The organism is Acinetobacter sp. GN11 (assembly GCF_054823985.1).
Genome location: NZ_JRVL01000098.1, coordinates 1 through 25,762 on the forward strand (window position 1 = coordinate 1; position 25,762 = coordinate 25,762).

Here is a 25,762-nt window from a genome sequence, read left to right on the forward strand (position 1 = left end):
TCTTGTATGAGTTCACTCTTTTTAGAGCTCACCTTCTTTTGAGCCATAACGATACCAATTAAAATTATTACACCGCCTATTGTGTGATAAATGGTCCACTGTTCAGACAACCAAACACTCGCAATAATTGCAGTAAACACAGGTACCAGATTCATGAAAATACTTGTTCTATTCGGGCCAAGTTGCTGAACAGCTAACATCCAAACTAACGGCGCAATGAGTGAAGCAAATACGCCTGCATAAATAGCACTTGGCGCATTTTGTACATTTAAAGCATCTAGCCCGAACCAAAAAATTAAAGGCAGATGAAACACAACAGAAAAACCAATCTGGACATATAAGCTCGTCATGATTGGGAGAGGCAACTGCCATTTTTTAAGGAAAACCCCATAAAATGCATAGAAGAACACAGCAATAATCATTAATGCATCGCCAAGATGTCCACCACCATTTAATAAGTGGCTAATATTTCCTTGGGACATGACATATAGTAAACCTGCGAAAGACAAAATACTGCCAAAAACTGCATATCGATTAGGCACATCTTTCAAAATGCCAAGCGAGACAAAGATCGTAAAGATAGGGATAAATGCATTTACAATTCCCATATTAGTGGCACTAGTATAATGGGCTGCCGTATAAGCAAGTCCCTGATAAAGCACCATCCCAAATGCACTTAAAACTGCAAGCTTAGGTAGGTATGGTTTTATTAGATGTCGCTGTTTCCAAACGGGTAACAACATAAATGGGGTTAAAATAATAAATGCAATTAACCATCGGTAAAAACTGATACTGACAGGCGAGATATACTCCGAGACATAGCGGGTGACTACAATGTTTAAAGACCAAATCAGTACTGCCAAAATGGGAAATATAAATGCCCATTTGTGATATTTCATGACCTGACTCATAGTAATACGCCATCTGTAAAAGAGATTTTATTTTGGAGAATGTCTTAATAAATTGAAATATCGTATTTCCGACATTGATATTGAACTTAGGACATCATCTTTTTCTAGAATAATGTCCAAGTCTTCACTGCATGCTCCACAACTTTATGCAACTGCTCGGTACTAGCACCATCTCTTGCCTGAATCGTTAACCCTTGAATGACAGTCGCATAAAAGTCTGTCATTTCATGTAGGGGAGCATTAGCAGATAAATCACCTTGCTCTACACCCTGTTGGAGACGTTTTAATAACTTTTCTTTCGTCTTTATGCGTTTATCTAAAAGATTTTGCTGCACATCGTGAGTAGCGTCAGAACAATTCATTGCAGCAACGACTAACATACAACCGGCCGGCTTATTTGGCTGGACGAGGCGTTTAACGTTATCGTATAGATAAAGTTCAAAAGCGATTTTTGCTGTTTTCGCCTCTAAAAATATAGTTTCAATAGGACACGCTTCATGAGCCAAATAGTAATCTATACTTCTATAAAACAGTCCTGCCTTGTCGCCAAAAGTACTGTACAAGCTTGGTGCCGTAATTTCCAAAGCCTGGGTTAAATCACTAATAGACGTTGCTTCATAACCATGCTCCCAAAAGAGCAACATTGCTTTTTGCAAAACCTGTTGTTCATCAAAGCATTTAGGACGTCCACGCTTTTTTTTCAGCGCGTCTTCTGTAACAGCTAAATTCGTTTCATGCCTATTTGTCATAAAGATCACATCTATTTTTATAACAATCGTTATTAAATTAATTGACGTTCGATTTTTTATCAACTATTTTATTTTCATAATGATCGTTAGTTAATTAATAAATTGCCTTTCTTCACTTCAAATTTAGCCAAGTCAGGATTTCTTATGGACCAATCTTCTATATCTAAAGCGCGACCCACGGCCTCCCCTCAAGGGAGCTGGTTTGCCATTTTGGCCGTTGCCATTGCAGCATTTGCATTAGTAACAAGTGAATTTTTACCTGTTGGTGTTTTAAATAGTGTTGCAACAGATTTAAATATTTCTGTAGGTACAGCAGGTCTTATTATTACTGTACCTGGCATTATGGCAGCAATTGCCGCCCCTTTATTACCTGTTTCTGTGAAACAACTTGATCGGCGTTATGTACTCATTTTACTCACAGCAATTATGGTTATTGCCAATACCATTACAGCCTTTGCCGAAAACTTCCATATTTTATTGCTCAGTCGCTTAATTTTAGGAATTTCGATTGGGGGGTTCTGGGCAACAGCGATTGCTTTAAGTGGAAAATTAGCTCCTTCACATCTTCCTATTGCTAAAGCAACTGCTGTTGTAATGGCTGGTGTAACTTTTGCGACAGTTTTGGGTGTTCCGATTGGAACATGGTTAAGTGAATTTTATGGCTGGCGCAGTGCTTTTGGAATTACAGCAGGAATTGGCTTAATTGTTTTAATCTTACAATTAATCTTTTTACCTAAACTTGTTCCAGACTCGCCAATTCATATGAGGGACTTACCAGCATTATTACGCACGCCTAAAGCACGTAGCGGCATGCTGATTGTTTTGCTTATCGGCCTTGCTCATTTTTGTGCATATAGCTATTTAGCACCTTTCTTCAAAAATATTGCAGGCTTTAACGGTACAACCATTAGTTCATTATTATTACTCTATGGAATTGCAGGTATTTTCGGAAATGCATTTGCTGGCTATAGCGGTAATTTAAATGTCCGGTATACACTTGCGTTTGTTAGTGCTTGTTTTGCAATTGTGTTTTTTGGATTCCCACTTTTTGCCATTCATGAATTTGGTGCTATTGTCTTAACGGCTTTATGGGGTTTCGCTTTTGGTGCTTTCCCTACCTCAGCAAATATCTGGATGTTTGTACATGCGCCAAACGCAGTTGAAAAAGGTATGCCTCTTTTTGTAGGCATGTTTCAGGTCATGATTGCCACAGGTTCATTATTAGGCGGTTATGTAGTTGATCATTTCAATGAAAATACCTTAATTTATGGTGTATTAAGCTTTGTTGCCCTAGCATTACTGAGTACATTTACCTTAGCAAAAGGCTTAAACAACCCTAAAGCAACCTGTGAAAATTAAAATATGAGCCAGAGCATATAAATGAAAAATGAGGAACAACAATTTTCTTTATTGAACAGTATAGAAGTTCATGAATTTCTATATCAAAAAGAAGATATTGTTCGTCCTCATGCCTCGCTCTGGGGAGATTTTAATTTCAGCTTAAATGGCATTTTAGAAATGCAGGTGGAAGAACAACTATATCTGTCTCCACCTAGTTATGGACTTTGGATTCCACCTCAAACGGTTCATCAATCTACTCATATCGACCATGAAATTCACTATATCTGTATTCGACTACACCCTAGCCTCTGTTCTATTTTGGGTGACGTCTGTAAATGCTTTAGTATTCAGCCCTTCTTTCGAACCTTAGTTTTACAAATTCTCGAACAGCAAAAACAAATCGAAAAACCTGAATATTTAGAACATCTTTTACAAGTTTTATTCGATCAACTCAAACAAGCCCCTGCATATTCACATTATTTACCACAAACACGCCATCCTGTTTTATTGCCTATATTAGAAAAACTTTCAGACCCATTACTTTTTGATCACTCTTTACAGCAGTTGCTTCAAAATTTCTCGGTCAGTGATCGCCACTTATTACGTTTGAGCCAACAAGAGCTTCAGCTTTCGTTGTCGGAATGGCGTAACCGAGCCAAAATTGTTTATGCGATTCATCAGATTCGCCAAGGGACACCCATTAAGCGTTTAGCATATGATTTAGGTTATCAACATAGCTCAAGTTTTATCGAGTTTTTTAAACGTTACACTGGGCAAACGCCTATACAAATTAGAAATAACTAAAATTCAGTTTATCTTTAAAAACTTTTTCTTTTTTGAACACGAATATTATTGCACTACCCCTCAATAGCAGTTAAAACAAATGCGTTACTTGATATCAATTAAAATCTTTAGGAAAGACTCATGACACAATCTGTATATCACATTCCTGTAAAAGCCATTTCAGGCGAAACGGTTGATCTTGAACAATACAAAGGTAAGGTTTTACTTATTGTAAACACTGCTTCTAAATGTGGTTTAACTCCTCAATACGAAGGCCTAGAAAAGCTTTATCAAGCAAAGAAAGATCAAGGTCTTGAAATTTTAGGTTTCCCAGCAAACAACTTTAAAGAGCAAGAACCAGGTTCTGATGAAGAGATTCAGCAATTCTGCTCATTAAATTACGATGTTCACTTCCCTTTATTTTCTAAAGTATCTGTTGCAGGTGAAGATAAACACCCACTCTATGAAACTTTGACAGCCGCTCAACCAGAACGTGCTGGTGAAGGTCCGTTCCGTGAGCGTTTAGAAGGCTTAGGTATCCCAACTAATCCAGCTCCAGAAGTTTTATGGAACTTTGAAAAATTCTTGATTAATAAAAATGGTGAAGTAGTGGCTCGCTTTGCTCCAGACATAACTGCAGATGATGAAAAAATCGTTAAAGCAGTTGAAGCAGAATTAGCAAAATAACGTTTTAAAAACGTGAAAAAGAGCGTTTTATACGCTCTTTTTTATTATCTGGTCAAAGTGTTGTTTGTTTGCAAAAATACAATCTTTCTCCATATTTTATGCCTATAGTACCTTTTGCTTTATTTGATGTTGTTTGTAGTTATGAAAAAAGTTTTACAGGGTGCATTTCTTCCTTTTGTAATTTTTGCCTCAGGCATGCTTTTACTCGGGTGTGATCAGGCACAAGACCATGCTACTGAACAAGAAAATACTGAAATAACTGAGCAGACATCTGATCAAGCTACTGAAAGACAAGATTCAGATATTGCTCAGAGCAAAAATGAACTTAAAAGCGGTAATATTTTTTATATGGTTCGAGATGCAGCTAATTTACAGCTTAAAGCTGGAGATTATGTTGAACAACTTAAAGATACTCAACTTGATGTTGAACAAGCAATTCAAGATAAAGATCAAAATGAATTAAAAACAACTGTTGCAACTTTAAAACAGCAATTACAAGGTTTAAATCAAGCTCTTCTCACTTTGGATATCAAAAGTCAGGAAATTGAGAATATTCGCCAAAGTTTATTACAGGCCAATCAACAAGCTCTTAGTATGCCGTTATTAAACGGGAAATTAGATCAAATCAATTTTGATAAAATTGAAAAACAGTTGAATACCATTCAAATGGATATGGTTAAACTCGCAGCTATGATTATGGCTGGAGATGAAAAATCAGATTCAAAAACTGACTCTTAATCTAAAAACCATATCATAAAAAAAGCCACCTTACGGTGGCTTTTTTTTGATGAACATTGCACAAATTATAATGCGCGGTTCTTCATCTTACGGATAGTTTCAAGCTGACCTGAAATCTCTGATAGAGATGCCAATGCAGCAGCTGAGTCCAAATCACTCTTTTGGTTCGCAAGCAATTGTTCAGCATTTTTACGCGCTTCTAAAATTGCAGCTTCATCCAAATTGTCTGCACGGATTGCAGTATCTGCAAGAACCGTCACAACATGAGGTTGAACTTCTAAAACACCGCCAGATACATAGACGATTTCTTCTGTACCATTTTCCAACTGAACACGAATCGGGCCCGGTTGAAGCAAGGTTACGAGTGGAGCGTGTCCTGGCAAAATACCAAGCTCACCACCAGCACCTTTCGCGATTAACATCGTTACTGCGCCAGAGTAAATAGACTCTTTAACACTTACGACATCACATTGCATAGTCGCCATGAGATGATCTCCTTAAATTAGAGTTTCTCAGCTTTAGCAATCACTTCGTCAATACCACCAACCATATAGAACGCTTGTTCTGGGATGTGATCGTATTCACCAGCTAATAGACCTTTAAAGCCACGAATCGTTTCTTTAAGCGATACTAATTTACCAGGAGCACCAGTAAACACTTCAGCTACGTGGAATGGTTGAGAGAAGAAACGTTGGATTTTACGCGCACGGTAAACGACCAATTTATCTTCTTCAGCTAACTCATCCATACCCAAGATTGCGATGATGTCTTTAAGCTCTTTATAACGTTGCAAAATGTTCTGTACAGAACGTGCAATTTCATAATGCTCTTGACCAACAACTAATGGGTCTAACTGACGTGAAGTTGAGTCAAGTGGATCGATCGCTGGATAGATACCAGAAGATGCGATATCACGGCTCAATACTACTGTTGCATCTAAGTGAGCAAATGTAGTTGCAGGCGATGGATCTGTTAAGTCATCGGCAGGTACGTATACTGCTTGGATCGATGTGATCGAACCAGATTTAGTAGACGTAATACGCTCCTGAAGAACACCCATTTCTTCTGCAAGTGTAGGTTGGTAACCTACCGCAGATGGCATACGACCTAACAATGCTGATACTTCAGTACCTGCAAGTGTATAACGGTAGATGTTGTCGACGAATAATAATACGTCACGACCTTTACCATTTTCGTCTTTTTGATCACGGAAGTATTCAGCCATAGTCAAACCAGTTAACGCTACGCGTAAACGGTTACCTGGTGGCTCGTTCATCTGACCGTAGACCATTGCTACTTTGTCAAGAACGTTAGAATCTTTCATTTCGTGATAGAAGTCGTTACCTTCACGAGTACGCTCACCAACACCAGCAAACACAGATAAACCTGAGTGAGCTTTCGCGATGTTGTTGATCAACTCCATCATGTTAACGGTTTTACCAACACCAGCACCACCGAATAAACCAACTTTACCACCTTTTGCAAACGGGCAAAGTAAGTCAATTACTTTAATACCAGTTTCTAAAAGGTCAGTAGAAGCAGCTTGTTCAGCATAAGAAGGTGCTTGACGATGAATTGGCAAACGTTCTTCAGTTGCAACTGGACCAGCTTCATCAATTGGGCGGCCCAAAACGTCCATGATACGACCAAGCGTAGCTGGACCTACTGGAACAGAAATCGGTGCATTTGTGCTAGTTACATTAAGGCCACGTTTAAGACCTTCTGTAGAACCCATTGCGATGGTACGAACAACACCATCGCCAAGCTGTTGCTGAACTTCTAATGTAGTTTCAGTACCGTCAACTTGGAGAGCGTCATAGATCTTAGGAACGCTATTGCGCTCAAACTCGACGTCGATAACCGCGCCGATGATCTGAATGATACGACCGCTACTCATTGCTGTCTCCTCAATTCAAACTTAATAATGTTAAACGGCAGCGGCACCGCCAACGATCTCAGAAATTTCCTGAGTAATCGCGGCTTGACGCAGCTTGTTGTAAATGAGTTGTAGGTCTTTAATAAGTTGTCCTGCGTTGTCTGTCGCTGCTTTCATCGCGACCATACGAGCTGACTGCTCACATGCAACGTTTTCAATCACACCTTGATAAACCATAGACTCGATATAGCGAACCAACAAACCATTTAACAATTGTTCTGCTTCTGGTTCGTAGATATAGTCCCAACCATAATTACGGTTGAGATCATCGCCTTCTTCTGCTGGTGCTAAAGGAACAAGTTGTTCTACTTTAGGCTGCTGAGTCATCGCATTAATGAAGCCATTTGATACAAGGTAGATACGATCTAATTCGCCCTTATCAAATGCATCAAGCATAACTTGAACTGAGCCAGTTAACTGTTCCAAACTCGGCGCATCGCCAAGTTGGGTAGTTGCACCAAGCACTTTACCGCCGTAATTCTTAAAAAACGAAACCGCTTTTTGACCAATTAAAGCAAATTCAACTTCAATTGACTGCTGTTGTTGTGCTTTGACATGCTGCACAACTTTCTTGAACAAGTTAATGTTCAAGCCACCTGCCAAACCACGATCTGAAGACACTACGATATAGCCAACGCGCTTAACTGGGCGATCAACCATATAACGGTGTTTGTATTCAGGGTTTGCTTGGACTAAGTGAGCAATTACACGGCGCATATTATCGGCATACGGACGGCCCTGAGCCATGCGCTCTTGCGCACGACGCATTTTAGAAGCAGCTACCATTTGCATCGCGCGAGTAATCTTTTGCGTGCTCTTGATACTAGCTACTTTGGCGCGAATTTCTTTTAAATTTGCCATACGCTTAACCTAGTATTCGAAAGCTCTTTCGAGCTTCCGAAGGTTGATCCGTGAACCAAACTTAACTAAAACTGAACTTAGTAAGTTTGAGTCGCTTTAAAGCTTTCAATACCTGCTTTGATTGCTGCTTCGATGTCTTTGTTGTAATCACCAGTTTCATCGATCTGTTTCATCAACGGAGCATATTCTGAGCGGAAGTAAGAAATTAACGCAGCATCAAAGTCTACGATTTTCTTAACTTCTACGTCAGACATATAGCCTTCGTTAGATGCATAAACAGAAACAGCCTGGTCAGCAATTGAGTAAGGAGCATATTGCTTTTGCTTCATTAACTCAGTTACACGTTGACCATGTTCAAGTTGTTTACGAGTTGCTTCATCAAGGTCAGAAGCGAACTGAGCAAACGCAGCCAATTCACGGTATTGTGCTAAAGCAGTACGGATACCACCAGACAATTTTTTGATGATCTTAGTTTGAGCAGAACCACCAACACGAGATACAGAGATACCCGCGTTCACAGCAGGACGAATACCTGCGTTGAATAATGATGTTTCTAAGAAGATCTGACCGTCAGTAATCGAAATTACGTTCGTTGGTACGAATGCAGATACGTCACCTGCTTGAGTTTCAATAATTGGCAATGCAGTTAAAGAACCAGTTTTACCAGTTACTGCGCCATTAGTGAATTTCTCAACGTAGTCAGCAGATACACGAGAAGCACGTTCAAGAAGACGTGAGTGAAGATAGAATACGTCACCCGGATACGCTTCACGACCTGGTGGACGACGTAAAAGCAATGAAATTTGACGGTAAGCAACTGCTTGCTTAGACAAATCATCATAGATAATAAGAGCGTCTTCACCGCGATCACGGAAGTATTCACCCATTGTACAGCCAGAGTACGGAGCTAAGTACTGCATTGCAGCAGGATCAGCAGCCGCAGCAGCGACAACAGTTGTATACGCCATAGCGCCAGTTTCTTCTAGCTTACGTACAACGTTTGCAATTGTTGATTGTTTTTGACCAATCGCAACGTATACACATTTAATGCCAGAATTTTTCTGAGCGATAATCGCATCGATCGCCATCGCTGTTTTACCAGTTTGACGGTCACCAATAATCAACTCACGCTGACCACGACCCACAGGAATCATGGTATCAACTGATTTATAACCAGTTTGAACAGGTTCGTCTACAGACTGACGCCAAATTACGCCTGGTGCTACTTTTTCAACAGCATCAGTTAATTTTGCATCAATTGGGCCTTTACCATCAATTGGGTTACCCAAAGCGTCGACAACACGGCCAAGAAGTTCCGGACCAACTGGAACTTCAAGTACACGACCTGTACAACGAGCTTTTTGACCTTCTTGAAGGCTTAAGTAGTTACCTAAGACAACGGCACCCACTGAATCCTGTTCTAGGTTCAGTGCCATACCAAATAAGCCGCCGTCAAATTCGATCATTTCACCGTACATTGCATCAGCAAGACCGTGAATGCGCACGATACCGTCGGATACCATAACAATGGTACCTTCGTTTTTAGCGGTCGCGCTGGTGTCCAGATCGCTGATACGCTGTTTAATGAGCGCACTGATCTCGGATGGATTCAGTTGTTGCATTGCGCTATTCCTCAATCTTTTATTAGTTCAGTCTTCATCATTTGCATTATGCAAGAAGACGAGTACGCATTTTTTCAAGCTTGTTAAGCGCAGAATCATCTATCACTTGATCGCCTGCACGAATTACAACACCTGCAATAAGCTCAGGTTTAACTTCAACCGAAACAGTTACAGTACTGTTGAAACGCTTTTCTAAAGCAGATTTCAACAATTGCTCTTGTTCAGCAGTTAATGGGAAAGCCGATTCAATCACGACATCCACATTGTTGTTATTCTGTGATTTAAGCTGTTCATATTCTGCTTCAATTTCAGGTAACAACATTAAACGATCGTTATCTGCAAGAAGTGTCAAAAAGTTAGACACTGCTTGAGATTGACCTTCACCTAAAACTTTAGCAAAAAGCTTCACTTGCTCCACAGGAGTAAGTTCAGGGCGATTTAAATAAGCGGAAAATGCTTCGTCTTGCACCGCAGCACTGAGCACTTGTAACGCATTCGACCAATTGTCTGTTGCACCTTGCTCAGAAGCATAAGCAAATGCTGCTTTGGCATACGGACGTGCCAACGTCAAGAGTTCAGCCATGATTCGCCTCTCTTAAAGTTTAGCAGCCAGCTGAGACAGCATGGCATTATGAGCTTCTGCGTCAACTTGCTGGTTCAGGATTTTTTCTGCGCCAGTTACTGCCAAAGCAGCTACTTGTTGACGTAATTCTTCGCGAGCAGAATTGATATCTTGATCAACAGCTTCTTTAGCCTGTTGACGAATACGCTCACCTTCAGCCGCAGCTTGAGTACGAGCTTCTTCGATCAATTGTGCTGCACGACGGTTCGCTTGTTCGATCAATTGAGCCGCTTGTGCTTTAGCTGCATCAAGTTCTTGCTTTACTTGCGATTGTGCATCGGCAAGATCAGCTTTCGCTTTTTCTGCTGCATTTAAGCCATCAGCAATTTTACGCTGACGCTCACTAATCGCATTGATTAGTGGTGGCCAAACAAACTTCATGCAGAATGCAACGAAGCATGCAAACGCAATCGCTTGACCAATCAATGTGAGGTTGATATTCATTGCAATTCCTCAAATAGTGGATTTAGGAATTAAGATGATTAACCTACAAATGGATTAGCGAAGATGAAGAACAAGCCAATACCAACACCGATCATAGGCACAGCATCAAGAAGACCCGCGATTAAGAACATACGAGTTTGAAGTTGTGGAGCCAATTCTGGTTGACGAGCTACAGCTTCTAGAAAGCGACCACCCAAAAGACCAAAACCAATCGCAGTACCTAAAGCACCGAAAGCGATCAAGATAGCAGATGCAATTGCAACTAGACCTAAAGTGAGTTCCATGAAAAATTCCTCAGAGGTTAGGTTATTACCAAATTAAATTAAAAAAATTCAGCCCAACCATCGTTTGATAGTTAGGCAATACCATTAATGTTTTTCGCTTGCCATGCTCAAGTAAACGATGGTAAGCATCATAAAGATGAATGCCTGCAACGTGATTACAAGAATGTGGAAGATCGCCCAAGGCACAGATAACGCCCATTGAATCCAAAACGGCAATAAAGCAATTAGGATAAAGATCAGCTCACCAGCATACATGTTACCGAATAGTCGGAGAGCTAATGAAATAGGACGAGCAAGGAATGTTACCAATTCCAAAATCAAGTTCACTGGAATAAGCAACGCTTTTGCAACTGGATTACTTGGGTTAAATGGGTTAAGTGCCAACTCGCCAACGAAACCACTAACACCCTTTTCGCGGATGCTGTAGAACAAGATAAGTACAAATACAGATAAAGACATACCTAAGGTAATGTTTGGATCTGTAGATGGAACGATCTTGAAGTAAACGTGGTGAGGGTTCATACCAAATACGTTTGCACCTACAAATGCTGCAACTTGAGGAATCCAGTCAACTGGAATCAAGTCCATTAAGTTCATGAGGAAAATCCACACGAAAATAGTGAGAGCAAGTGGAGCAATTAAACGTGATTTGCCATGAAAGGTGTCACGGACACTTGAGTCAACAAACTCAATGATCATTTCAATTGCAGACTGGAATTTAGTTGGAACACCTGCGTTTGCAGTTTTCGCAACAATCCAGAATAACAAACAGAAAATAACACCAAGGCCAATTGACCAACCCATTGAATCCAAGTGAATTGCAGTGAACCCCATCGAATGAGCGTCTTCAGCAGTCTCAGCCAATTTCCATGTACCGTCAGGCATTTTGCCATAGGTCATATTGGTCAAGTGATGCTTGATATACTCTGTCGAAGTGAGGGCATGTTCTTCAGCAGCCATAAATCACACCTGGTCAATGTCAATTACTAAAAAGAAGGGTTACGAACATCGGCGTACTGTCGATATCTCGCCACCCTCCAAAAAATCTTCAATTCTTCTTGTTTCTACACCCGTTTTTGTTGACGTGACACCCAAAACGGAGCGACCCACGACATTGCCTGAACGAGAATAAAACCAAACAGCAATGCTAACGGTGATAAAGGTTTAACATTACTCAAAATCAAAATAAATCCAACGATCATGATTGCAAATTTGCCTAACATGCCCCTATACATGTTAGACAGCACTTGTTTTGATGCTCTCGCACCTGCTGTTCTGAAGGATTGCCAAGAGAAATAACTCATAGCAAGCCAGCAAACCAGTGCACCAAGTGCCGCACTTAATGCTGCTGTCATGTCTTTTATGCTCCACGCCACGAGGGCGGAAACAGGGATCATACATGCTTGTAAGAAGACCAAAGCTTTTGCTAATCGTCGGTCAATCAAGCGACTAGTTCGGCTCATTATTTATCCACTCACAGCATAAATGCTTGACAAGTTTAGCTGATGATCGCTTTTAATCGCAGGCATTATAGAGTTACACCCCTGAACATGCAATCTTTTCCCGACTTTAGTCGGGGTTTTTCATGACAGGTGGTGCTGACGCTACAGTCAGCCTTTGTTTATTTTTTATCTTACTTTTGCGTACTTAATACACATTTATCTGTTTTTATAGCCAGTTTCTTCCATGCAGTGACGAAATCATCCTCGTTATTCATGCTCTCGTCTACGGGTTGAAAAGTAATGTTACCTAATTTTTGATACTGACTTTTCGTGGTAAAACTTTCCGCCAACAAACACATCTGATCTTTTGGTCGATTATCATTGAGATACTTAATTTGAGCTGCTGTTGGTGCAACATGAGGATCATCTGTCAAAGCGCCTGCAAACTTTAAATTTAAAGAGCGTTCTAAATATTGATAGGCATCATGATATGACCAATATGGCTTACCATTACTCGTACTGTCGTAAGCTTGTGCTGCCTGAAACATCTTGCGAGCAAAGATATTGGCATTATTCCAATATTTAGCCTTGTTTTCAGGATGCTGCTGAGAGCGTAAAGCTGCAATAAAGAAACCGATTCGAACAGCATTGTTTGGTTCTAACCACACATGGGTGTCTACTGTATTAGGTAAAGCCACACCACGTGTACTACGCAGGGGTAAAACAGAAACTATACCACTATCTAATAAGGCAATCGCTTTCTTATTATTACCTAACAATTTATTTAGAGGTGCTTCATGAGCCTTACCCAACCAGATCACTAAAGATGCATCATTAATTGCTTTACGGTGCGCCGGGGTCAACTGTACGTCATGACCCGTCTGACCTTTAAGCAAAAGCTGAGGTTCTTCAACACCCTGAGTGATTTCTTTTGCAATCAGGTAAATCGGGTGTGTAGAAACCACCAAACCCTGACTCCACCCTAACGTACTCAAAAGAGAGAACATACTGAAAACAAAAAAACGGAACATGCTAGACCATCAATTTAAATTAGCTCGAAGCATGTTATAATATAACAAAGTTACAAAAATACCTAAGATTAATCGAATGAAGCATCGCTTCATGCTAATATTCCGTTAAAAATTCGAGGTTATTTCTATGAGTTCCTGCTCGCATGAACATCATGATTCTTTGCATGGGGTGCATGATCACCATAATGTCGCAAACCGTTTAGCTGAAGCAGAAAATTTATGTTCTGCGACTGGCGCACGACTTACGCCTTTGCGCAAAGAAGTTTTGGAACTCATTTTAAATGCGTCGGGCCCAATGGGTGCTTATGACTTGCTCGCACGTATAAAAAGTCAAACTGATCGCCCAGCTGCTCCTCCAACTGTATATAGAACTTTAGATTTTTTATTAGAAAAAGGTTTGATCCATCGCCTAACTTCTATTAACGCCTATATTCCCTGTTGCCATCCTCGCGAAGGTCATCAAGCAGCATTCTTAATTTGCACCGAATGTCACATGGTTAAAGAAGCCTCTTCTCAAGGCTTAACTCACCAGCTTGATCAACTTGCAGCGTCAGATGAGTTCGTGGCTCAACATAGCATTATTGAAATTTCGGGGAAATGCCAACAGTGCCGCACAACTCGCTAGATCCTGTATTAATTCAGCTTGAGCAAGTTTCTGTTCATCGTGATAATCGGGAAATTTTAAAAAAAGTTGATTTTGCTCTACATCAAAATGAAATTGTGTCTTTAATTGGCCCGAATGGTGCTGGTAAATCAACACTTATTAAAGTTCTACTCGGTATTCTCCAACCGAGTAGTGGACGCATTGTTAATTATAAAAAACTCAAAATGGCATATGTGCCACAAAAATTCAATCCTTCACACAGCCTACCTTTACGTGTGCAGGATCTACTTGATTTAGAGAAATGCAGCCCTGCCCTGCGTCAGGAAATTATTCAAGACACCGGTATTTCAAAGTTACAACAATCAAAAGTACAACAACTTTCTGGTGGTGAACGCCAACGCGTATTACTAGCGCGTGCCCTACTTCGCCAACCAGACATTTTAGTTCTCGATGAACCGATGCAAGGCTTAGACATTCAGTCTGAAGCAGAACTTTATGAGTATGTCCGCAGTTTGCCGGAACGATATGGCTGTGCGATCTTAATCGTTTCCCATGACTTACAATGGGTGATGGAAGGAACACACCGTGTCGTGTGTTTAAATAAACATATTTGCTGTAGTGGACTCCCAGAGAATATTCAACAACATCCTGAATATCAGGCTATATTTGGAACTCAACGAGTTTTCTATCAACATCATCATGATCATTGTGCTCACGGTGATGCAGCACACCCCTGCCCTCATAACGACCGTCCACACATCCACCCAGAACCGGAAGCTTAAGCCATGATGGAATGGTTACAATTATTGTTGCCCGCATGGATTATGGGAACCTTGCTGGTGTTTTTAACCGCACCTCTTGGTTGTCTAATGCTGTGGAGACGCATGTCTTTTTTTGCTGACACCATGGCACACGGTACATTACTTGGGGTTGCTATCGCAGGTGCTTTAAGTCTTCCTCTTTGGCTTGGTGTTGCAGGCACTGCTGTTTTACTAGTCGCAATTTTATGGGCCCTACATGACAACCGTTTACCCAATGATGCTCTCTTAGCCTTATGTTCAGCGACATTACTCTGTAGCGGTTTATTGTTTATTCAACATGTTCCAAGTTTAAGACCAGAACTTTTAAGTTATTTATTTGGCGACTTGCTCAGCATTGATTGGCCCGACTTACCCGTTTTCACTTTAATTATTGCAATATCACTCGCAATTCTTTACCGCTTTTGGCAGCCGCAAATACAGTTTGCAATTGATCCAGATATTGCAATTAGTGAAGGGATAAATGCGAACTGGCAACGTCTTATTTTTATGCTTTTATTGGCTTTATTTACTGTCTTGGCTTTGCGTGCTGTAGGTTCTTTGCTTATGGGTGCCTTACTGGTAATACCTGCTTTAAGCGCTCGCCTACTAGCAAACTCACCAAAGCAAATGGTCGTTTGGGCATTTGTGTTAGCTCAAGTTGGGGTTAGTGTGGGATTATGGTCAAGCGCAGCACTTAACATCTCTACAGGCTTAAGTATTGTTTTATGTATGGCGTTAAGTTTCGCTGTTATTTTTATAACTCAAAAGCTAAAAAATCAAACACAGGCGGCCTAAATTAGGACGCCTGATGAACTGTACTTAATAATAAAGCTGCACAACTAAACATCACAGCAAAACCCCGATTCAAATATTTTTGCTGTTTAGGGGAGCGAAGTAATCTTAGAACCTTTGATGCGAGCCCCGTATATCCAGCCATTACAATCAAATCAATCGTAATCATTGTTACAGCCATAATCAGGTACTGTATCCATTGAGGCTTATCCAAATCTAGAAACTGGGGTAAAACTGCTAATAGAAATACAATCGCTTTGGGATTACTAATATTGACCACAAAGCCATTTAGCAATAGCGCAAATACGGATTTATCTCTTTTTTCTTGTTGAATTTCTATATCTTTTACAGGGGCTGTCCACTGTAAATAAGCAAGATATAACAAATAAATCACACCAAACCATTTAACAAACTGAAAAGCCAAGGGTGTCGTTGCAAATAAAACGCCCACACCTGCCGCCACCACCATAATTTGAAGTAGCAAAGCAATTTGCAAACCTATTGCGTTCCAATATCCATGCCTAAAACCATAGTTTAGACCACTCGACATTGAAGCAATTGCTCCCGCACCCGGTGAGACACTAATTACCCAACAGGCCAACATATAAGCGAACCAAACTTGCAGAGACATAGGGAAAAATAGACTATAAAAGTGGAATTATACTGTTTTATAAAGCTATCTTAGTCAGAATTCAAACAATAAAATCAAGAAATAGACTACTAACAGCTCTTCGCATCAGGCACAATAATTCAAGCTCATACTAAATTATAATTGAGGAGATACCTTCCAATGACTGCTCAATCTGTCATTTTACCATTGCCATCAGATCATGCTCGTTTCATTGTTCTTCGTTTAAAAGACTTATCAATTGATGAATTAAAAAAACAAATAGAAGCTTTATTTGAAGCACGTGACCGCCTCATGACTCAGCATTCTGACGCTCAAATTAAAACAGCAGTCGCTTTTGGTCCCGAACTATGGAAACAGCTCTATTCGCAAACTCCTGAAGGATTTAAACAGCTTGAGCCAGAACAAGGTGCATTCAATATGCCAGCCGTGCCAGCAGATTTGCTCATTCACATTGCCAGCATGCGCTCTGATATTTGTTTTGCATTAAGCCAAGCATTTTTTGAAGGTATTAAAGATAAAGTCGAAGTTCTTGATGAGCGTGTTTGCTTCCGCTATTTCGATGGTCGAGATATGACAGGCTTTATAGATGGTACGGAAAATCCTCAGTTCCCTGATGACCGTGCAGAAACAGCTCTTCTACCCGAAGAGGCTGGAGTATTTGCCGATGGCAGTTTTATATTTGCACAGCGCTATGCACACGACTTAGAAAAATGGAAAAAATTGAAAGTTGATGCACAAGAAAATGTTATGGGCCGCACCAAACTTGAATCTATTGAATTAGATGATGACGTAAAACCAGAAAATGCCCATGTTGCCCGTACTGTTGTTGAGGATGATGAAGGCGAAGAAATGGAAATCCTACGTCATAGCCTTCCTTATGGTGACGGTCGAGGCGATCAGGGCTTATTTTTCATTGCCTATACTAAAGACCTCAGCATTATTGATGTCATGTTAAAGCGCATGTTCGGCACAAGTGGAGATGGTATCCATGACCGCTTATTGCACTTCGTGACACCACTTGATGGCGCTTATTACTTTGCACCAAGTGAAGAATTGCTAGAAGAAATTTTAGAAAACTAAAAATAAAAAAGAGGAGCTTCAGCTCCTCTTTTACCTTCTCATTCTTAGAAAGGAATACGCTTATATTTGCGGTATTCAGGTTTCCAGAATGACTGATCAATTTTCTGCTTCAACAAATCATCACTAATCGTTACAGCCACACCATCTGCCATTGCGGCTTTCGCGACTTCAAATGCAATAACTCTAGAGACTTGCTGAATTTCGCCTAAAGGTGGCAATAAATCAGCTTGTGGATCTTTAAGCAGTGGAGAACAATTTGCTAAAGCACTACTTGATGCCATTAACATATTTTCTGTAACACGCTTAGCGCCCGATGCAATCACACCCAAGCCAATACCCGGGAAAATGTACGAGTTATTACACTGCGAAATATTGTAAAGTTTACCGTGATGATTTACAGGAGCAAATGGACTACCTGTTGCAATTAATGCTTTACCTTCAGTCCATTCCACAATATCAGCTGGTACTGCTTCAACACGTGATGTCGGATTAGATAATGGCATGACAATTGGTCGTTCACAATTTGCCGCTAAAGTCTTAATGATTTCTTCTGTGAACAAGCCAGGCTGACCAGAAACACCAATTAACACTGTAGGCTTAGCATTTTTAACAACATCAAGTAGTGAAATGACTTCTTCAATATTGCCCCACTGATCAACCACCTCAGCTTTTTGTGCCAACTTACGTTGGAAATCGAGCAAGTTTGGTTGATTCTCAGTGATCAAACCAAAACGGTCTACCATATAAACGCGAGCACGCGCTTCTGCATCGGTTAGACCTTCTGAAATCATTTGTGCAACAATTTGTTCTGCAATACCACAACCCGCCGAACCTGCGCCTAAGAAAGCAATTTTCTGATCTTTTAATTGCTTGCCCGCTGCACGACTCGCAGCAATCAAGCTACCAACCGATACCGCTGCTGTTCCTTGAATATCATCGTTAAAACAGCAAATTTTATCGCGATATTTATTTAAAAGTGGCATCGCATTTTTTTGTGCAAAATCTTCAAACTGGATTAATGCTTTTGGCCAACGACGCTTCACAGCATCAATCACCATGTCTACAAATGCGTAATATTCATCACCACTAATACGCGGCTGACGCCAACCCATATAGATCGGATCATTTAAGAGCTGCGGGTTATTCGTCCCTACATCAATTGTAATTGGCAATGTATAGGCTGGGCTAATTCCACCACAAGCCGTGTAAAGCGAAAGTTTTCCAATAGGAATACCCATTCCGCCAATACCTTGGTCACCAAGACCTAAGATACGCTCACCATCTGTAATCACGATGACTTTTACATTATTTTTATTTACGTTTTGCAAAATATCATCAATCACATCACGATCTGGATATGAAATAAAAACACCACGATGGCGACGATAAATATCAGAGAAACGCTGACATGCTTCACCTACGGTTGGGGTGTAAATAATCGGCATCATTTCTTCAAGATGATTTTCGATTAAATGATAGAACAAGGTTTCGTTGGTATCTTGGATATTACGCAAATAGATATGTCGATTGATATCATCAGTGAAAGCGCAATACTGCTGATAAGAGCGCTGGCTCTGCTCTTCAATAGTTTCAATAATATGGGGGAGTAAACCGTGTAAGTTAAAGTTACTTCTTTCTTCTTCAGTGAAAGCAGAACCTTTGTTTAGAAGTGGTAACTCTAAAAGTGTAAAACCTGCATATGGGATATAAAGGGGATGTTTACTTGGGTGTCCTGATATCATTGCCTATCTCATTTTCCAGCTTAGAGTAGAGAAAAACACGTTTTGTATGGTCTCTAAAACTCTTTGTGCGTATAAGCTTAAGCCTAATTCGTTCAAAATAGATATTTTAAACCGTGATGTTAAAATTAAAGACTATTTAGTTAAAACATACATAAAAATAAACAATAAATATCAACATCTTAATAATTTTATATTTTTAAAAAATCTTTTCTTATCTTAAATTTTAAAGCCTAAACTATATATTTTAATACTACCAGATATTTCTATAGGAAATAATAGTGATTTTACTACCTAATTTCCTGATCAAAAATCTCCAGAAGGCTTGTATTTGTTTGTTTTTAGAATATTGAAGTAATCCACCCTACAATATTCATTTAAGAAATAATCCCCATTAAGTTGCACAAAAAGAATTACTAGAATATTAAATCCACTCCCCTAACGCATAGGAAATTTGCTATATTTGACGTTTTTCTGCGACATCTATTTTCGATTGATATGAATACGGCAATACAAGCAGCTCTCGACCATGCAGTGCAAAATCTTCAACAAGAAGGCGTGCTTCCTTCCGACTGGAATAACACAAGCAACTTAACGCGCACCAAAGACCGAAGCCATGGCGACTTTGCTTCTAATATTGCCATGATCGGCTCGAAAGCTGCTGGTATGAAACCACGCGATTTAGCTGAGAAAGTTCTAGCTGCATTACCAGAAGTAGCAGATATCAGCAAAGCTGAAATCGCAGGCCCTGGTTTTATTAACTTCTTTTTAAATGCAGATCAGCGCTTTGCTATTCTTGACCAAATTCAAGCACAAAAAGAAATTTTTGGTCGCAGTCAGGCAAATGCAGCGAAAAAGATCCAAGTCGAATTTGTTTCTGCAAACCCAACGTCTAGCCTACATGTAGGTCATGGCCGTGGCGCTGCATATGGTATGACTGTTGCCAAGTTACTTGAAGCAACTGGTGCAAAAGTTGACCGCGAATACTATGTAAATGATGCTGGTCGTCAAATGGATATTTTGGCGACTTCTACTTATCTACGTTATTTAGAATTACTTGGTCAAAACCTTGTATTTCCTAAAAATGCTTACCAAGGCGATTACGTTAAAGAAATAGCACAGACCATTATTGATAAAGATGGCAATGCCCACCTTTGTGAAGTGGCAGCTGTCTATAAAGATGTGCCAGAAGACGTGCAATATGCAGAAGAACTAGATAGCGACGGCAATAAAGTCGTTTTATCTGGCGACAAAGAAAAACATATTGATGGTCTTATTGCCAACTCTCAACAATTACTGGGTGAAGGCTACCGCGTATTCCACCAAGCAGCACTACATGCCATTTTAGATGACATTAAAGATGACCTTGCTGACTTTGGTGTAACATTCAACCAATGGTTTAGTGAAGCATCTCTTAGCGCAAAAATTGACGAAGCTTTAGAAACACTTGATCAACGTGGCTTCCTTTATGAAAAAGATGGCAACATCTGGTTTAAATCGACTGAATTTGGCGATGAAAAAGACCGTGTTGTTAAACGTCGTAATGGCCAAACTACATATTTCGCATCAGACATTGCATACCACTTAAATAAATTACAACGTGGTTATACCGACCTAATCGATATTTGGGGTTCTGACCACCACGGCTATATTTCTCGTGTAAAAGCGGCAATTGATGCGATGGGTTACGACTCTAAAAAATTGACTGTACTTTTAGTTCAGTTCGTAAGTTTATGGCGTGGCGGCGAGATGGTTCAAATGTCATCTCGTTCAGGCCAGTTCGTGACTTTACGTGACTTACGCAAAGAAGTAGGTAATGACGCCGCTCGTTTCTACTACGTGATGCGTAAGAGTGAACAACACATTGACTTTGACCTTGACCTTGCTGTTTCACAAAGTAAAGACAATGCTGTGTACTACATCCAATATGCACATGCACGTATTTGCCGAATGTTAGAAAAAGCGCTCAGCACAGGCTTACAATTCGATGTAAATGCTGCACGTACACATGCTACTCGCCTCTCTCTTGATGCTGAAACTGAGATTCTTGCTAAATTAGCAGCTTATCCAGATGCAGTGTTGCGAGCTGCAAATGCATATGAACCACATCAGGTCGGTAACTATCTAAAAGAGTTAGCTGCCTTGTTCCACGCTTGGTACAATGAACATAAAGTATTAAGCGATGATGCCGAGCTTACACAAGCACGTTTATTACTTTCAATCAATGTACAACAAGTGTTGCGCAATGGTTTAGAATTACTTGGTGTATCTGCACCAGAATCTATGTAAAAAATTATATTGCATGGCAGTAAAATAAAGGCCATGCAACATATAGTAAGTAGTGGTTTGTAGAGTTAAAATAGCTGATACGAACCACTGTTTCGGCATCGTAATACGAGAATCAAACTCGAATTAAAACAATCAAAATACAGAGGAATAATCCACGTGTTTGGCAAAACGCAACGCGGTGTATCTGAAAGACCTAATAAGCCTAAAAAGCCCCTAATTCCCAAGTGGTTAGGGACACTTGTCGCTATTTTGGCGGTCTTATGTATCGCTGTAATGCTTATGCTTTGGAAACCTTGGCAACCTGTTCCTGCAAAAAATCAGATTACTTCTGAACACTATCAAGAAGAAGACACAAATAAAGACTATCGTTTCTACGATCTATTACCCCAACAGCAAGTCACTCCTATTCCGGAACAAGCGATTCCTGAAAGTAAAAACCAAGGTACAGCCATGATTGTTGAGGCACCCAGTGCAGCTCAGCCAGCGGCTTCAGAAAGTGCAGGAATTGATACGAATCCATCAGCCACCACGCCTCAGCAACCTACTTATATTTTACAAGTTCGCAGCTATAACGACCCTGATCAGGCCGATGCTCGCCGTGCAGAAATCATTTTAAATGGCTTATCTGCCGATGTAGTCAAAAGTACTGAAAATGGTCAAATATGGTACCGTGTTATTTCGGGTCCTTATGACTCCCAAGATGCTGCATTGGCCGCTCAACAGTCCTTACAACACAGCGGCATTGACTCTATCGTGATCAAACGCAAGTAAACTACAAATAGAAAAGGAACAAGTAATTGTTCCTTTTTTTTAAATATCAGCACAGTTCCTTTCGTTAGAACCCACTCCCTTTTGTTTCGCTTTCTGAAATGCGGGTCTTTGCTGAATACGATGTAAAAAAGCCTGAATATTAGGGTATTTCCCTTGCAAACGTGATTGCAAAGCTTCCAGTGGGAAACTCATCTGAATATCAGCAAATGAAAAATCACCTGCGAAATATTCATGCTCTGCCAAATAGTTTTCTAAAAAACTAATATGATCTTTCATACGTGGGCGAACAAAATTTGCCTTCACCCCTTCCGTGATTCTTTTTGCTACTGGTTGAATTAACCATGGCACATGCTTATTTACACTATTCATGACCAAAGTCATGACTAATAGTGGCATAAGTGAACCTTCAGCATAGTGCATCCAGTAAATATATTGCTGTAAATCTCGGGGTTGTGCAGGTTTAAATTGATGTTTCTGATCATAGCGTTGTTGTAGATATTCCAAAATCACAGCAGATTCAGCAATGACTTGCTCATCATCAGTCAAAATTGGAGCTTTACCTAAAGGATGAATACATTTCAATGTTTCTGGAGCGGAATAGTTAGGTAAGCGTTGATAATAATGAATATCATAATCTAAGCTTAATTCTTCTAAAGCCCATAAAATTCGAAACGATCGCGAACATTCCAGGTGGTGTAAACTAATCATGTTATTGCCTGCTTTTATTTTTCTTTTTACATAAAAAACAGCATGTGAACATGCTGTTTTATTCCATTTGTGGGATGGATATAAAATCATCCACCTCAACAAAATAGCATTTTTAAACTGTAACAAGCACAGTATGAATGTCTAAACTACGTAACAAAGTTTTAGTGACTGGCGTTTTACTACATACCGTTAAGATTTTTTGCTGAAGTTCTTCACCTGGTAAGTCTTTAAAAACAATACGACGTTCTATATGTTCTTCATGCTCTCTATTGGTATGAAAATCAATTTCAACCGAGAACTCACCAAAATCATAACCTTTATGCTTCGCATACATTCTTAAAGTAATGAGCGTACACGCGGCTAAACTTCCAGTAAGTAAATCATAAGGTGCTGGGCCTTGATCTTGTCCTTCAAGCTTTTCAGGTTCATCACAAAAATATTGATGGCGACCACTGGTGATTTCGCCCTTCCATTGCTCAGCAAGAGGCTTTGCTTTACTACTTGCGATTACGGCTGTCATTTTGATGCTCTCATTTGATCTGGAAGAACAGGGGCTTCTAAACGTGCACCCACATAATCTGGAATTTCACCAAAACGCGCATCATGGTTAATCCATTGCTCACGCGCTTCTTTTAAATCATCCATTGTACGGGCAACAAAATTCCACCAGAGTAAAATTGGCGTTTCAAAAGGTTCACCGCCAATCAAAAGAATACGATTGCCTTTTTTTACTTCAATCTCAATTTCACTCAGACCAGTATCTAATACAACCATGTTGTCAGCAGTTAACTCATGACCATTCACATGGGCACTACCCTCTAATGCCATAAAACCATATTCATAATTAGGATTTAATGGAATACGAGTTTTTGTATCTTCGGTAGCAATTAAGTCGACACCAACTAACGGCGTATGTACCGCTACTGGAGAAGTAGTTGCCAAATATTCACCCACAAGAACAGTAAATTCTAGACCATCTTTTTCAACAACAGGTAACTCTGGGTAATGTTCAAATTTCGGATCCATATTGCGCTTTTGATCTGGTAAAGCAATCCACAGCTGGGCAGCATGCATTTGAGTTTCTGTATCAGGTGCAACTTCTGTATGCGAAATGCCATGACCTGCTGTCATTAAGTTAACTTGCTTAGGACGGATCAGTTGTTTTGAACCTAAACTATCGGTATGCATCATGGTCCCTTCAATCATCCAAGTGAAGGTTTGCAAACCAATATGAGGATGAGGGCCAACATCTAAACCATCACCCGCTGGAAAAGACACTGGACCTGCATGGTCTAGAAAACACCACGCACCAATCATCCGTTTTTGTCGGCTAGGTAAAGCCCGCTTAATGACCGTCCCCTGTCCAATTTCAGCAGAGCGAATTGGAAACTCCTGAATAAACTGATTGGCAAATTTCTCGCAATCCTTTGAATCAGAAATATCGTAATCATTATTATTGCTCATGATATTACTCTCTTTTACCTATGCTTTTGCAATGAGTTGTTTTACTGATCTTAACAATACACTCATTATTCAATATAGTCTTTTAGTAATACACAGGGTGTTATGAATGAGACAATAATTTTTAAATTATAGAAAAATCAAGGCTAAATGAAAAATGCTTAAGCAGATTGATCTTTAACAAGCTGTTTTAGATTTTTCATGAATTGCCCAAACTGTGGGAAAAATTCTTGAAACAGAGGGTGGTCTCGATTTTCTAACATGACTTCACTAAAAAGTTTTAGTCCAACTCCAAAAGGTTTTGTGGTTTCATTATCAAAAAAATCTGCTTTTTTTAAGCGCTCTACAATTTCAAAAATATCGTCATGATTCCCCGTATAGAACTCAAGACGTTCGGTATACGTAGAGGCTTCTCCCTTTGCATTTTTTAAGTGTTGTACAGTTACATGATATTGATGTTGTTTCATAGATAAATTCTCTATTAAAAATTTAATGACTTTGGATGATTTCGATCTGTTTAAGATCGATTTGAAATTGTGTAAATACTGACTGTAAAGATGCTAAAAACTCCTCTTGCTTAGCAGCTGTTAGATCTGTACAGCGAATTTGCAATAATTGATTAGTCTCGACTGCTGGTAAGTTAAATTTAGCTTCATCTCGTTGTGGCTGACGAGTTGAAATTAAACCCGCTCCCGCTAAGTCGTTCACTACCCGATAAACTGTGGCTAAACTTAATTTCTGTTTTTGGGTATATAACTTTTGGTAAATCTGTTTAACAGTTAGATCTTCTGCTTGCTGTTGAATTAAAGACAAAACAGCAAGTCTTGGATGAGTGACTTTTAGGCCCGTTTCTTTGATTTTATGCTGTAGCTCTAACATTTCTATTTCCAAATTATAATCGCCCAATCGCAACCGCAGCCTGATCAATTTTTTCGGCAATTTGATAAATCTGCTCTTGCTGTAGACTCGCCGAGTTCAACTTCAAACGTAAGGCTGTTTTTAGGTTTTCCATCGCACGGTGAATTTCAATTAATTCATCATTACTGTGAATTTCACGTCTAATTCGTAATTTTTCTAATAGCTCGGTCAGCTTGTCTTGTTGTTCGGCTAAGTAAGCCTCTCCATCTTCTGTGATTTGATATTGTTTACGCTCTACGTCTAGCAAATTAATCAAATTCATTTCTTCGAGGCTGGTTAATGTCGGATAAATTGTTCCTGCACTCGGCGTATAGCCATCACCCACCAAATCACTTATTTCTTTAATAATTTCATAGCCATGCTTTGGGCTTTGCTGAATAAGATGAAGTACTAAAAGTTTCATTCTGCCCGCTTCAAAAAGTCTCCCTCGTCGCCCTGAACGATGATGGCCGCGATGATGCTCACTGTGTTCAATATGATGATGTTCTGATTGTTGTTTCATCTTTTAAAATCCAAAA

Annotated in this window: 30 protein-coding genes; 10 read left to right on the plus strand and 20 right to left on the minus strand. The window is 39.8% G+C overall.

Annotated features, from left to right (window positions below; all coding sequences use genetic code 11):
• Both NL42_RS10230 and NL42_RS10235 read right to left on the minus strand, forming a co-directional pair.
• Window positions 1–911 (minus strand): DMT family transporter (locus NL42_RS10230; RefSeq protein ID WP_461312664.1); only part of this gene is annotated, 911 nt, incomplete at its 3' end.
• Between the two features lie 104 nt (window positions 912–1,015).
• The gene (locus tag NL42_RS10235) at window positions 1,016–1,669 is read right to left on the minus strand and encodes a TetR/AcrR family transcriptional regulator (RefSeq protein ID WP_461312665.1); all 654 of its coding nucleotides are present in this window, start codon (window positions 1,667–1,669) and stop codon (window positions 1,016–1,018) included.
• Window positions 1,670–1,804: 135 nt separating this feature from the next.
• Here NL42_RS10235 and NL42_RS10240 point away from each other — a divergent pair, with 135 nt between their 5' ends.
• The 4 genes from NL42_RS10240 (at window position 1,805) to NL42_RS10255 (ending at window position 5,209) form a co-directional block, all read left to right on the plus strand.
• Window positions 1,805–3,019 carry an MFS transporter gene (locus NL42_RS10240; RefSeq protein ID WP_461312666.1) on the plus strand — a complete coding sequence of 405 codons (1,215 nt, stop codon included), beginning with the start codon at window positions 1,805–1,807 and terminating at the stop codon, window positions 3,017–3,019.
• 21 nt (window positions 3,020–3,040) lie between these two features.
• Complete coding sequence (locus NL42_RS10245; protein WP_461312667.1) at window positions 3,041–3,805, plus strand: AraC family transcriptional regulator; 765 nt, start codon at window positions 3,041–3,043, stop codon at window positions 3,803–3,805.
• 120 nt (window positions 3,806–3,925) lie between these two features.
• Window positions 3,926–4,471 (plus strand): glutathione peroxidase, encoded by a 546-nt coding sequence (locus tag NL42_RS10250; RefSeq protein WP_461312668.1) that lies wholly within the window; start codon window positions 3,926–3,928, stop codon window positions 4,469–4,471.
• 141 nt (window positions 4,472–4,612) lie between these two features.
• Window positions 4,613–5,209, plus strand: coding sequence for a hypothetical protein (locus NL42_RS10255; RefSeq protein WP_461312669.1), 597 nt, complete (start codon window positions 4,613–4,615; stop codon window positions 5,207–5,209).
• A 65-nt stretch (window positions 5,210–5,274) separates the two neighbouring features.
• Here NL42_RS10255 and NL42_RS10260 read toward each other — a convergent pair whose 3' ends face one another.
• From NL42_RS10260 to NL42_RS10305, 10 genes are all read right to left on the minus strand, one after another.
• Window positions 5,275–5,694, minus strand: a complete 420-nt coding sequence (locus NL42_RS10260) for a F0F1 ATP synthase subunit epsilon (RefSeq protein WP_003655525.1) — start codon at window positions 5,692–5,694, stop codon at window positions 5,275–5,277.
• A gap of 17 nt (window positions 5,695–5,711) precedes the next feature.
• The gene (gene atpD, locus NL42_RS10265) at window positions 5,712–7,106 is read right to left on the minus strand and encodes a F0F1 ATP synthase subunit beta (protein WP_003655528.1); all 1,395 of its coding nucleotides are present in this window, start codon (window positions 7,104–7,106) and stop codon (window positions 5,712–5,714) included.
• 30 nt (window positions 7,107–7,136) lie between these two features.
• The gene (gene atpG, locus NL42_RS10270) at window positions 7,137–8,006 is read right to left on the minus strand and encodes a F0F1 ATP synthase subunit gamma (RefSeq protein WP_461312670.1); all 870 of its coding nucleotides are present in this window, start codon (window positions 8,004–8,006) and stop codon (window positions 7,137–7,139) included.
• 77 nt (window positions 8,007–8,083) lie between these two features.
• Complete coding sequence (atpA, locus tag NL42_RS10275; protein ID WP_004640548.1) at window positions 8,084–9,628, minus strand: F0F1 ATP synthase subunit alpha; 1,545 nt, start codon at window positions 9,626–9,628, stop codon at window positions 8,084–8,086.
• 46 nt (window positions 9,629–9,674) lie between these two features.
• Window positions 9,675–10,211 (minus strand): F0F1 ATP synthase subunit delta, encoded by a 537-nt coding sequence (locus NL42_RS10280; RefSeq protein WP_004795294.1) that lies wholly within the window; start codon window positions 10,209–10,211, stop codon window positions 9,675–9,677.
• 12 nt (window positions 10,212–10,223) lie between these two features.
• Entirely contained in the window at window positions 10,224–10,694 is a 471-nt protein-coding gene (locus NL42_RS10285; protein WP_016139577.1) for a F0F1 ATP synthase subunit B, read from the minus strand.
• A 38-nt stretch (window positions 10,695–10,732) separates the two neighbouring features.
• Window positions 10,733–10,978: a F0F1 ATP synthase subunit C gene (atpE, locus tag NL42_RS10290; protein ID WP_000424060.1), complete on the minus strand. Its 246-nt coding sequence runs from the start codon at window positions 10,976–10,978 to the stop codon at window positions 10,733–10,735.
• Between the two features lie 84 nt (window positions 10,979–11,062).
• Window positions 11,063–11,938 carry a F0F1 ATP synthase subunit A gene (gene atpB, locus NL42_RS10295; protein WP_461312671.1) on the minus strand — a complete coding sequence of 292 codons (876 nt, stop codon included), beginning with the start codon at window positions 11,936–11,938 and terminating at the stop codon, window positions 11,063–11,065.
• Between the two features lie 104 nt (window positions 11,939–12,042).
• On the minus strand, window positions 12,043–12,441 hold the full coding sequence (locus tag NL42_RS10300) for an ATP synthase subunit I (protein ID WP_016139579.1): 399 nt from the start codon (window positions 12,439–12,441) through the stop codon (window positions 12,043–12,045).
• A gap of 170 nt (window positions 12,442–12,611) precedes the next feature.
• Window positions 12,612–13,451, minus strand: coding sequence for a metal ABC transporter solute-binding protein, Zn/Mn family (locus NL42_RS10305; protein ID WP_461312672.1), 840 nt, complete (start codon window positions 13,449–13,451; stop codon window positions 12,612–12,614).
• A gap of 127 nt (window positions 13,452–13,578) precedes the next feature.
• Between NL42_RS10305 and NL42_RS10310 the strand changes: the two genes are divergently transcribed.
• The 3 genes from NL42_RS10310 to znuB are packed head-to-tail and all read left to right on the plus strand — an operon-like array spanning window position 13,579 to window position 15,650.
• Window positions 13,579–14,076: a transcriptional repressor gene (locus NL42_RS10310; protein WP_005309148.1), complete on the plus strand. Its 498-nt coding sequence runs from the start codon at window positions 13,579–13,581 to the stop codon at window positions 14,074–14,076.
• Complete coding sequence (gene znuC / locus NL42_RS10315) at window positions 14,049–14,837, plus strand: zinc ABC transporter ATP-binding protein ZnuC (RefSeq protein ID WP_336168929.1); 789 nt, start codon at window positions 14,049–14,051, stop codon at window positions 14,835–14,837. The genes NL42_RS10310 and znuC overlap by 28 nt, the downstream gene beginning before the upstream one ends.
• Window positions 14,838–14,840: 3 nt before the next feature.
• Entirely contained in the window at window positions 14,841–15,650 is an 810-nt protein-coding gene (gene znuB, locus NL42_RS10320; protein ID WP_461312673.1) for a zinc ABC transporter permease subunit ZnuB, read from the plus strand.
• A 1-nt stretch (window position 15,651) separates the two neighbouring features.
• On the opposite strand, the gene NL42_RS10325 is transcribed toward znuB, so the two are convergent.
• Window positions 15,652–16,278, minus strand: coding sequence for a LysE family transporter (locus NL42_RS10325; RefSeq protein WP_461312674.1), 627 nt, complete (start codon window positions 16,276–16,278; stop codon window positions 15,652–15,654).
• Window positions 16,279–16,437: 159 nt separating this feature from the next.
• On the opposite strand from NL42_RS10325, the gene NL42_RS10330 reads away from it, so the two are divergent.
• Entirely contained in the window at window positions 16,438–17,358 is a 921-nt protein-coding gene (locus tag NL42_RS10330) for a Dyp-type peroxidase (RefSeq protein ID WP_461312675.1), read from the plus strand.
• Between the two features lie 44 nt (window positions 17,359–17,402).
• Here NL42_RS10330 and NL42_RS10335 read toward each other — a convergent pair whose 3' ends face one another.
• A complete protein-coding gene (locus tag NL42_RS10335) occupies window positions 17,403–19,100 on the minus strand; it encodes an NAD-dependent malic enzyme (RefSeq protein WP_461312676.1) in 1,698 nt (565 codons plus the stop codon).
• Between the two features lie 495 nt (window positions 19,101–19,595).
• Between NL42_RS10335 and argS the strand changes: the two genes are divergently transcribed.
• Both argS and NL42_RS10345 read left to right on the plus strand, forming a co-directional pair.
• Window positions 19,596–21,386, plus strand: coding sequence for an arginine--tRNA ligase (argS, locus tag NL42_RS10340; protein WP_461312677.1), 1,791 nt, complete (start codon window positions 19,596–19,598; stop codon window positions 21,384–21,386).
• A 156-nt stretch (window positions 21,387–21,542) separates the two neighbouring features.
• Window positions 21,543–22,157 carry an SPOR domain-containing protein gene (locus tag NL42_RS10345; protein WP_461312678.1) on the plus strand — a complete coding sequence of 205 codons (615 nt, stop codon included), beginning with the start codon at window positions 21,543–21,545 and terminating at the stop codon, window positions 22,155–22,157.
• Between the two features lie 39 nt (window positions 22,158–22,196).
• On the opposite strand, the gene NL42_RS10350 is transcribed toward NL42_RS10345, so the two are convergent.
• The 6 genes from NL42_RS10350 to NL42_RS10375 all read right to left on the minus strand — a co-directional run bounded on the left by NL42_RS10350 (window position 22,197) and on the right by NL42_RS10375 (window position 25,746).
• On the minus strand, window positions 22,197–22,865 hold the full coding sequence (locus NL42_RS10350; protein ID WP_461312679.1) for a glutathione S-transferase family protein: 669 nt from the start codon (window positions 22,863–22,865) through the stop codon (window positions 22,197–22,199).
• A 112-nt stretch (window positions 22,866–22,977) separates the two neighbouring features.
• Window positions 22,978–23,385 (minus strand): OsmC family protein, encoded by a 408-nt coding sequence (locus tag NL42_RS10355; protein ID WP_461312680.1) that lies wholly within the window; start codon window positions 23,383–23,385, stop codon window positions 22,978–22,980.
• Entirely contained in the window at window positions 23,382–24,329 is a 948-nt protein-coding gene (locus NL42_RS10360; RefSeq protein ID WP_461312681.1) for a pirin family protein, read from the minus strand. The genes NL42_RS10355 and NL42_RS10360 overlap by 4 nt, the downstream gene beginning before the upstream one ends.
• Window positions 24,330–24,487: 158 nt before the next feature.
• On the minus strand, window positions 24,488–24,793 hold the full coding sequence (locus NL42_RS10365) for a DUF3861 domain-containing protein (RefSeq protein ID WP_461312682.1): 306 nt from the start codon (window positions 24,791–24,793) through the stop codon (window positions 24,488–24,490).
• A 22-nt stretch (window positions 24,794–24,815) separates the two neighbouring features.
• The gene (locus NL42_RS10370) at window positions 24,816–25,205 is read right to left on the minus strand and encodes a Fur family transcriptional regulator (protein ID WP_461312683.1); all 390 of its coding nucleotides are present in this window, start codon (window positions 25,203–25,205) and stop codon (window positions 24,816–24,818) included.
• 13 nt (window positions 25,206–25,218) lie between these two features.
• Complete coding sequence (locus tag NL42_RS10375; RefSeq protein ID WP_461312684.1) at window positions 25,219–25,746, minus strand: PadR family transcriptional regulator; 528 nt, start codon at window positions 25,744–25,746, stop codon at window positions 25,219–25,221.
• Window positions 25,747–25,762 lie beyond the last annotated feature (16 nt).

Bases quoted from the DNA above. Each gene is read 5' to 3' on its own strand.
- NL42_RS10240 (WP_461312666.1), top strand. From the start codon at position 1,805: ATGGACCAATCTTCTATATCTAAAGCGCGACCCACGGCCTCCCCTCAA.
- NL42_RS10245 (WP_461312667.1), top strand. From the start codon at position 3,041: ATGAAAAATGAGGAACAACAATTTTCTTTATTGAACAGTATAGAAGTT.
- NL42_RS10250 (WP_461312668.1), top strand. From the start codon at position 3,926: ATGACACAATCTGTATATCACATTCCTGTAAAAGCCATTTCAGGCGAA.
- NL42_RS10255 (WP_461312669.1), top strand. From the start codon at position 4,613: ATGAAAAAAGTTTTACAGGGTGCATTTCTTCCTTTTGTAATTTTTGCC.
- NL42_RS10260 (WP_003655525.1), bottom strand. From the start codon at position 5,694: ATGGCGACTATGCAATGTGATGTCGTAAGTGTTAAAGAGTCTATTTAC.
- atpD (WP_003655528.1), bottom strand. From the start codon at position 7,106: ATGAGTAGCGGTCGTATCATTCAGATCATCGGCGCGGTTATCGACGTC.
- atpG (WP_461312670.1), bottom strand. From the start codon at position 8,006: ATGGCAAATTTAAAAGAAATTCGCGCCAAAGTAGCTAGTATCAAGAGC.
- atpA (WP_004640548.1), bottom strand. From the start codon at position 9,628: ATGCAACAACTGAATCCATCCGAGATCAGTGCGCTCATTAAACAGCGT.
- NL42_RS10280 (WP_004795294.1), bottom strand. From the start codon at position 10,211: ATGGCTGAACTCTTGACGTTGGCACGTCCGTATGCCAAAGCAGCATTT.
- NL42_RS10285 (WP_016139577.1), bottom strand. From the start codon at position 10,694: ATGAATATCAACCTCACATTGATTGGTCAAGCGATTGCGTTTGCATGC.
- atpE (WP_000424060.1), bottom strand. From the start codon at position 10,978: ATGGAACTCACTTTAGGTCTAGTTGCAATTGCATCTGCTATCTTGATC.
- atpB (WP_461312671.1), bottom strand. From the start codon at position 11,938: ATGGCTGCTGAAGAACATGCCCTCACTTCGACAGAGTATATCAAGCAT.
- NL42_RS10300 (WP_016139579.1), bottom strand. From the start codon at position 12,441: ATGAGCCGAACTAGTCGCTTGATTGACCGACGATTAGCAAAAGCTTTG.
- NL42_RS10305 (WP_461312672.1), bottom strand. From the start codon at position 13,451: ATGTTCCGTTTTTTTGTTTTCAGTATGTTCTCTCTTTTGAGTACGTTA.
- NL42_RS10310 (WP_005309148.1), top strand. From the start codon at position 13,579: ATGAGTTCCTGCTCGCATGAACATCATGATTCTTTGCATGGGGTGCAT.
- znuC (WP_336168929.1), top strand. From the start codon at position 14,049: ATGCCAACAGTGCCGCACAACTCGCTAGATCCTGTATTAATTCAGCTT.
- znuB (WP_461312673.1), top strand. From the start codon at position 14,841: ATGATGGAATGGTTACAATTATTGTTGCCCGCATGGATTATGGGAACC.
- NL42_RS10325 (WP_461312674.1), bottom strand. From the start codon at position 16,278: ATGTCTCTGCAAGTTTGGTTCGCTTATATGTTGGCCTGTTGGGTAATT.
- NL42_RS10330 (WP_461312675.1), top strand. From the start codon at position 16,438: ATGACTGCTCAATCTGTCATTTTACCATTGCCATCAGATCATGCTCGT.
- NL42_RS10335 (WP_461312676.1), bottom strand. From the start codon at position 19,100: ATGATATCAGGACACCCAAGTAAACATCCCCTTTATATCCCATATGCA.
- argS (WP_461312677.1), top strand. From the start codon at position 19,596: ATGAATACGGCAATACAAGCAGCTCTCGACCATGCAGTGCAAAATCTT.
- NL42_RS10350 (WP_461312679.1), bottom strand. From the start codon at position 22,865: ATGATTAGTTTACACCACCTGGAATGTTCGCGATCGTTTCGAATTTTA.
- NL42_RS10355 (WP_461312680.1), bottom strand. From the start codon at position 23,385: ATGACAGCCGTAATCGCAAGTAGTAAAGCAAAGCCTCTTGCTGAGCAA.
- NL42_RS10360 (WP_461312681.1), bottom strand. From the start codon at position 24,329: ATGAGCAATAATAATGATTACGATATTTCTGATTCAAAGGATTGCGAG.
- NL42_RS10365 (WP_461312682.1), bottom strand. From the start codon at position 24,793: ATGAAACAACATCAATATCATGTAACTGTACAACACTTAAAAAATGCA.
- NL42_RS10370 (WP_461312683.1), bottom strand. From the start codon at position 25,205: ATGTTAGAGCTACAGCATAAAATCAAAGAAACGGGCCTAAAAGTCACT.
- NL42_RS10375 (WP_461312684.1), bottom strand. From the start codon at position 25,746: ATGAAACAACAATCAGAACATCATCATATTGAACACAGTGAGCATCAT.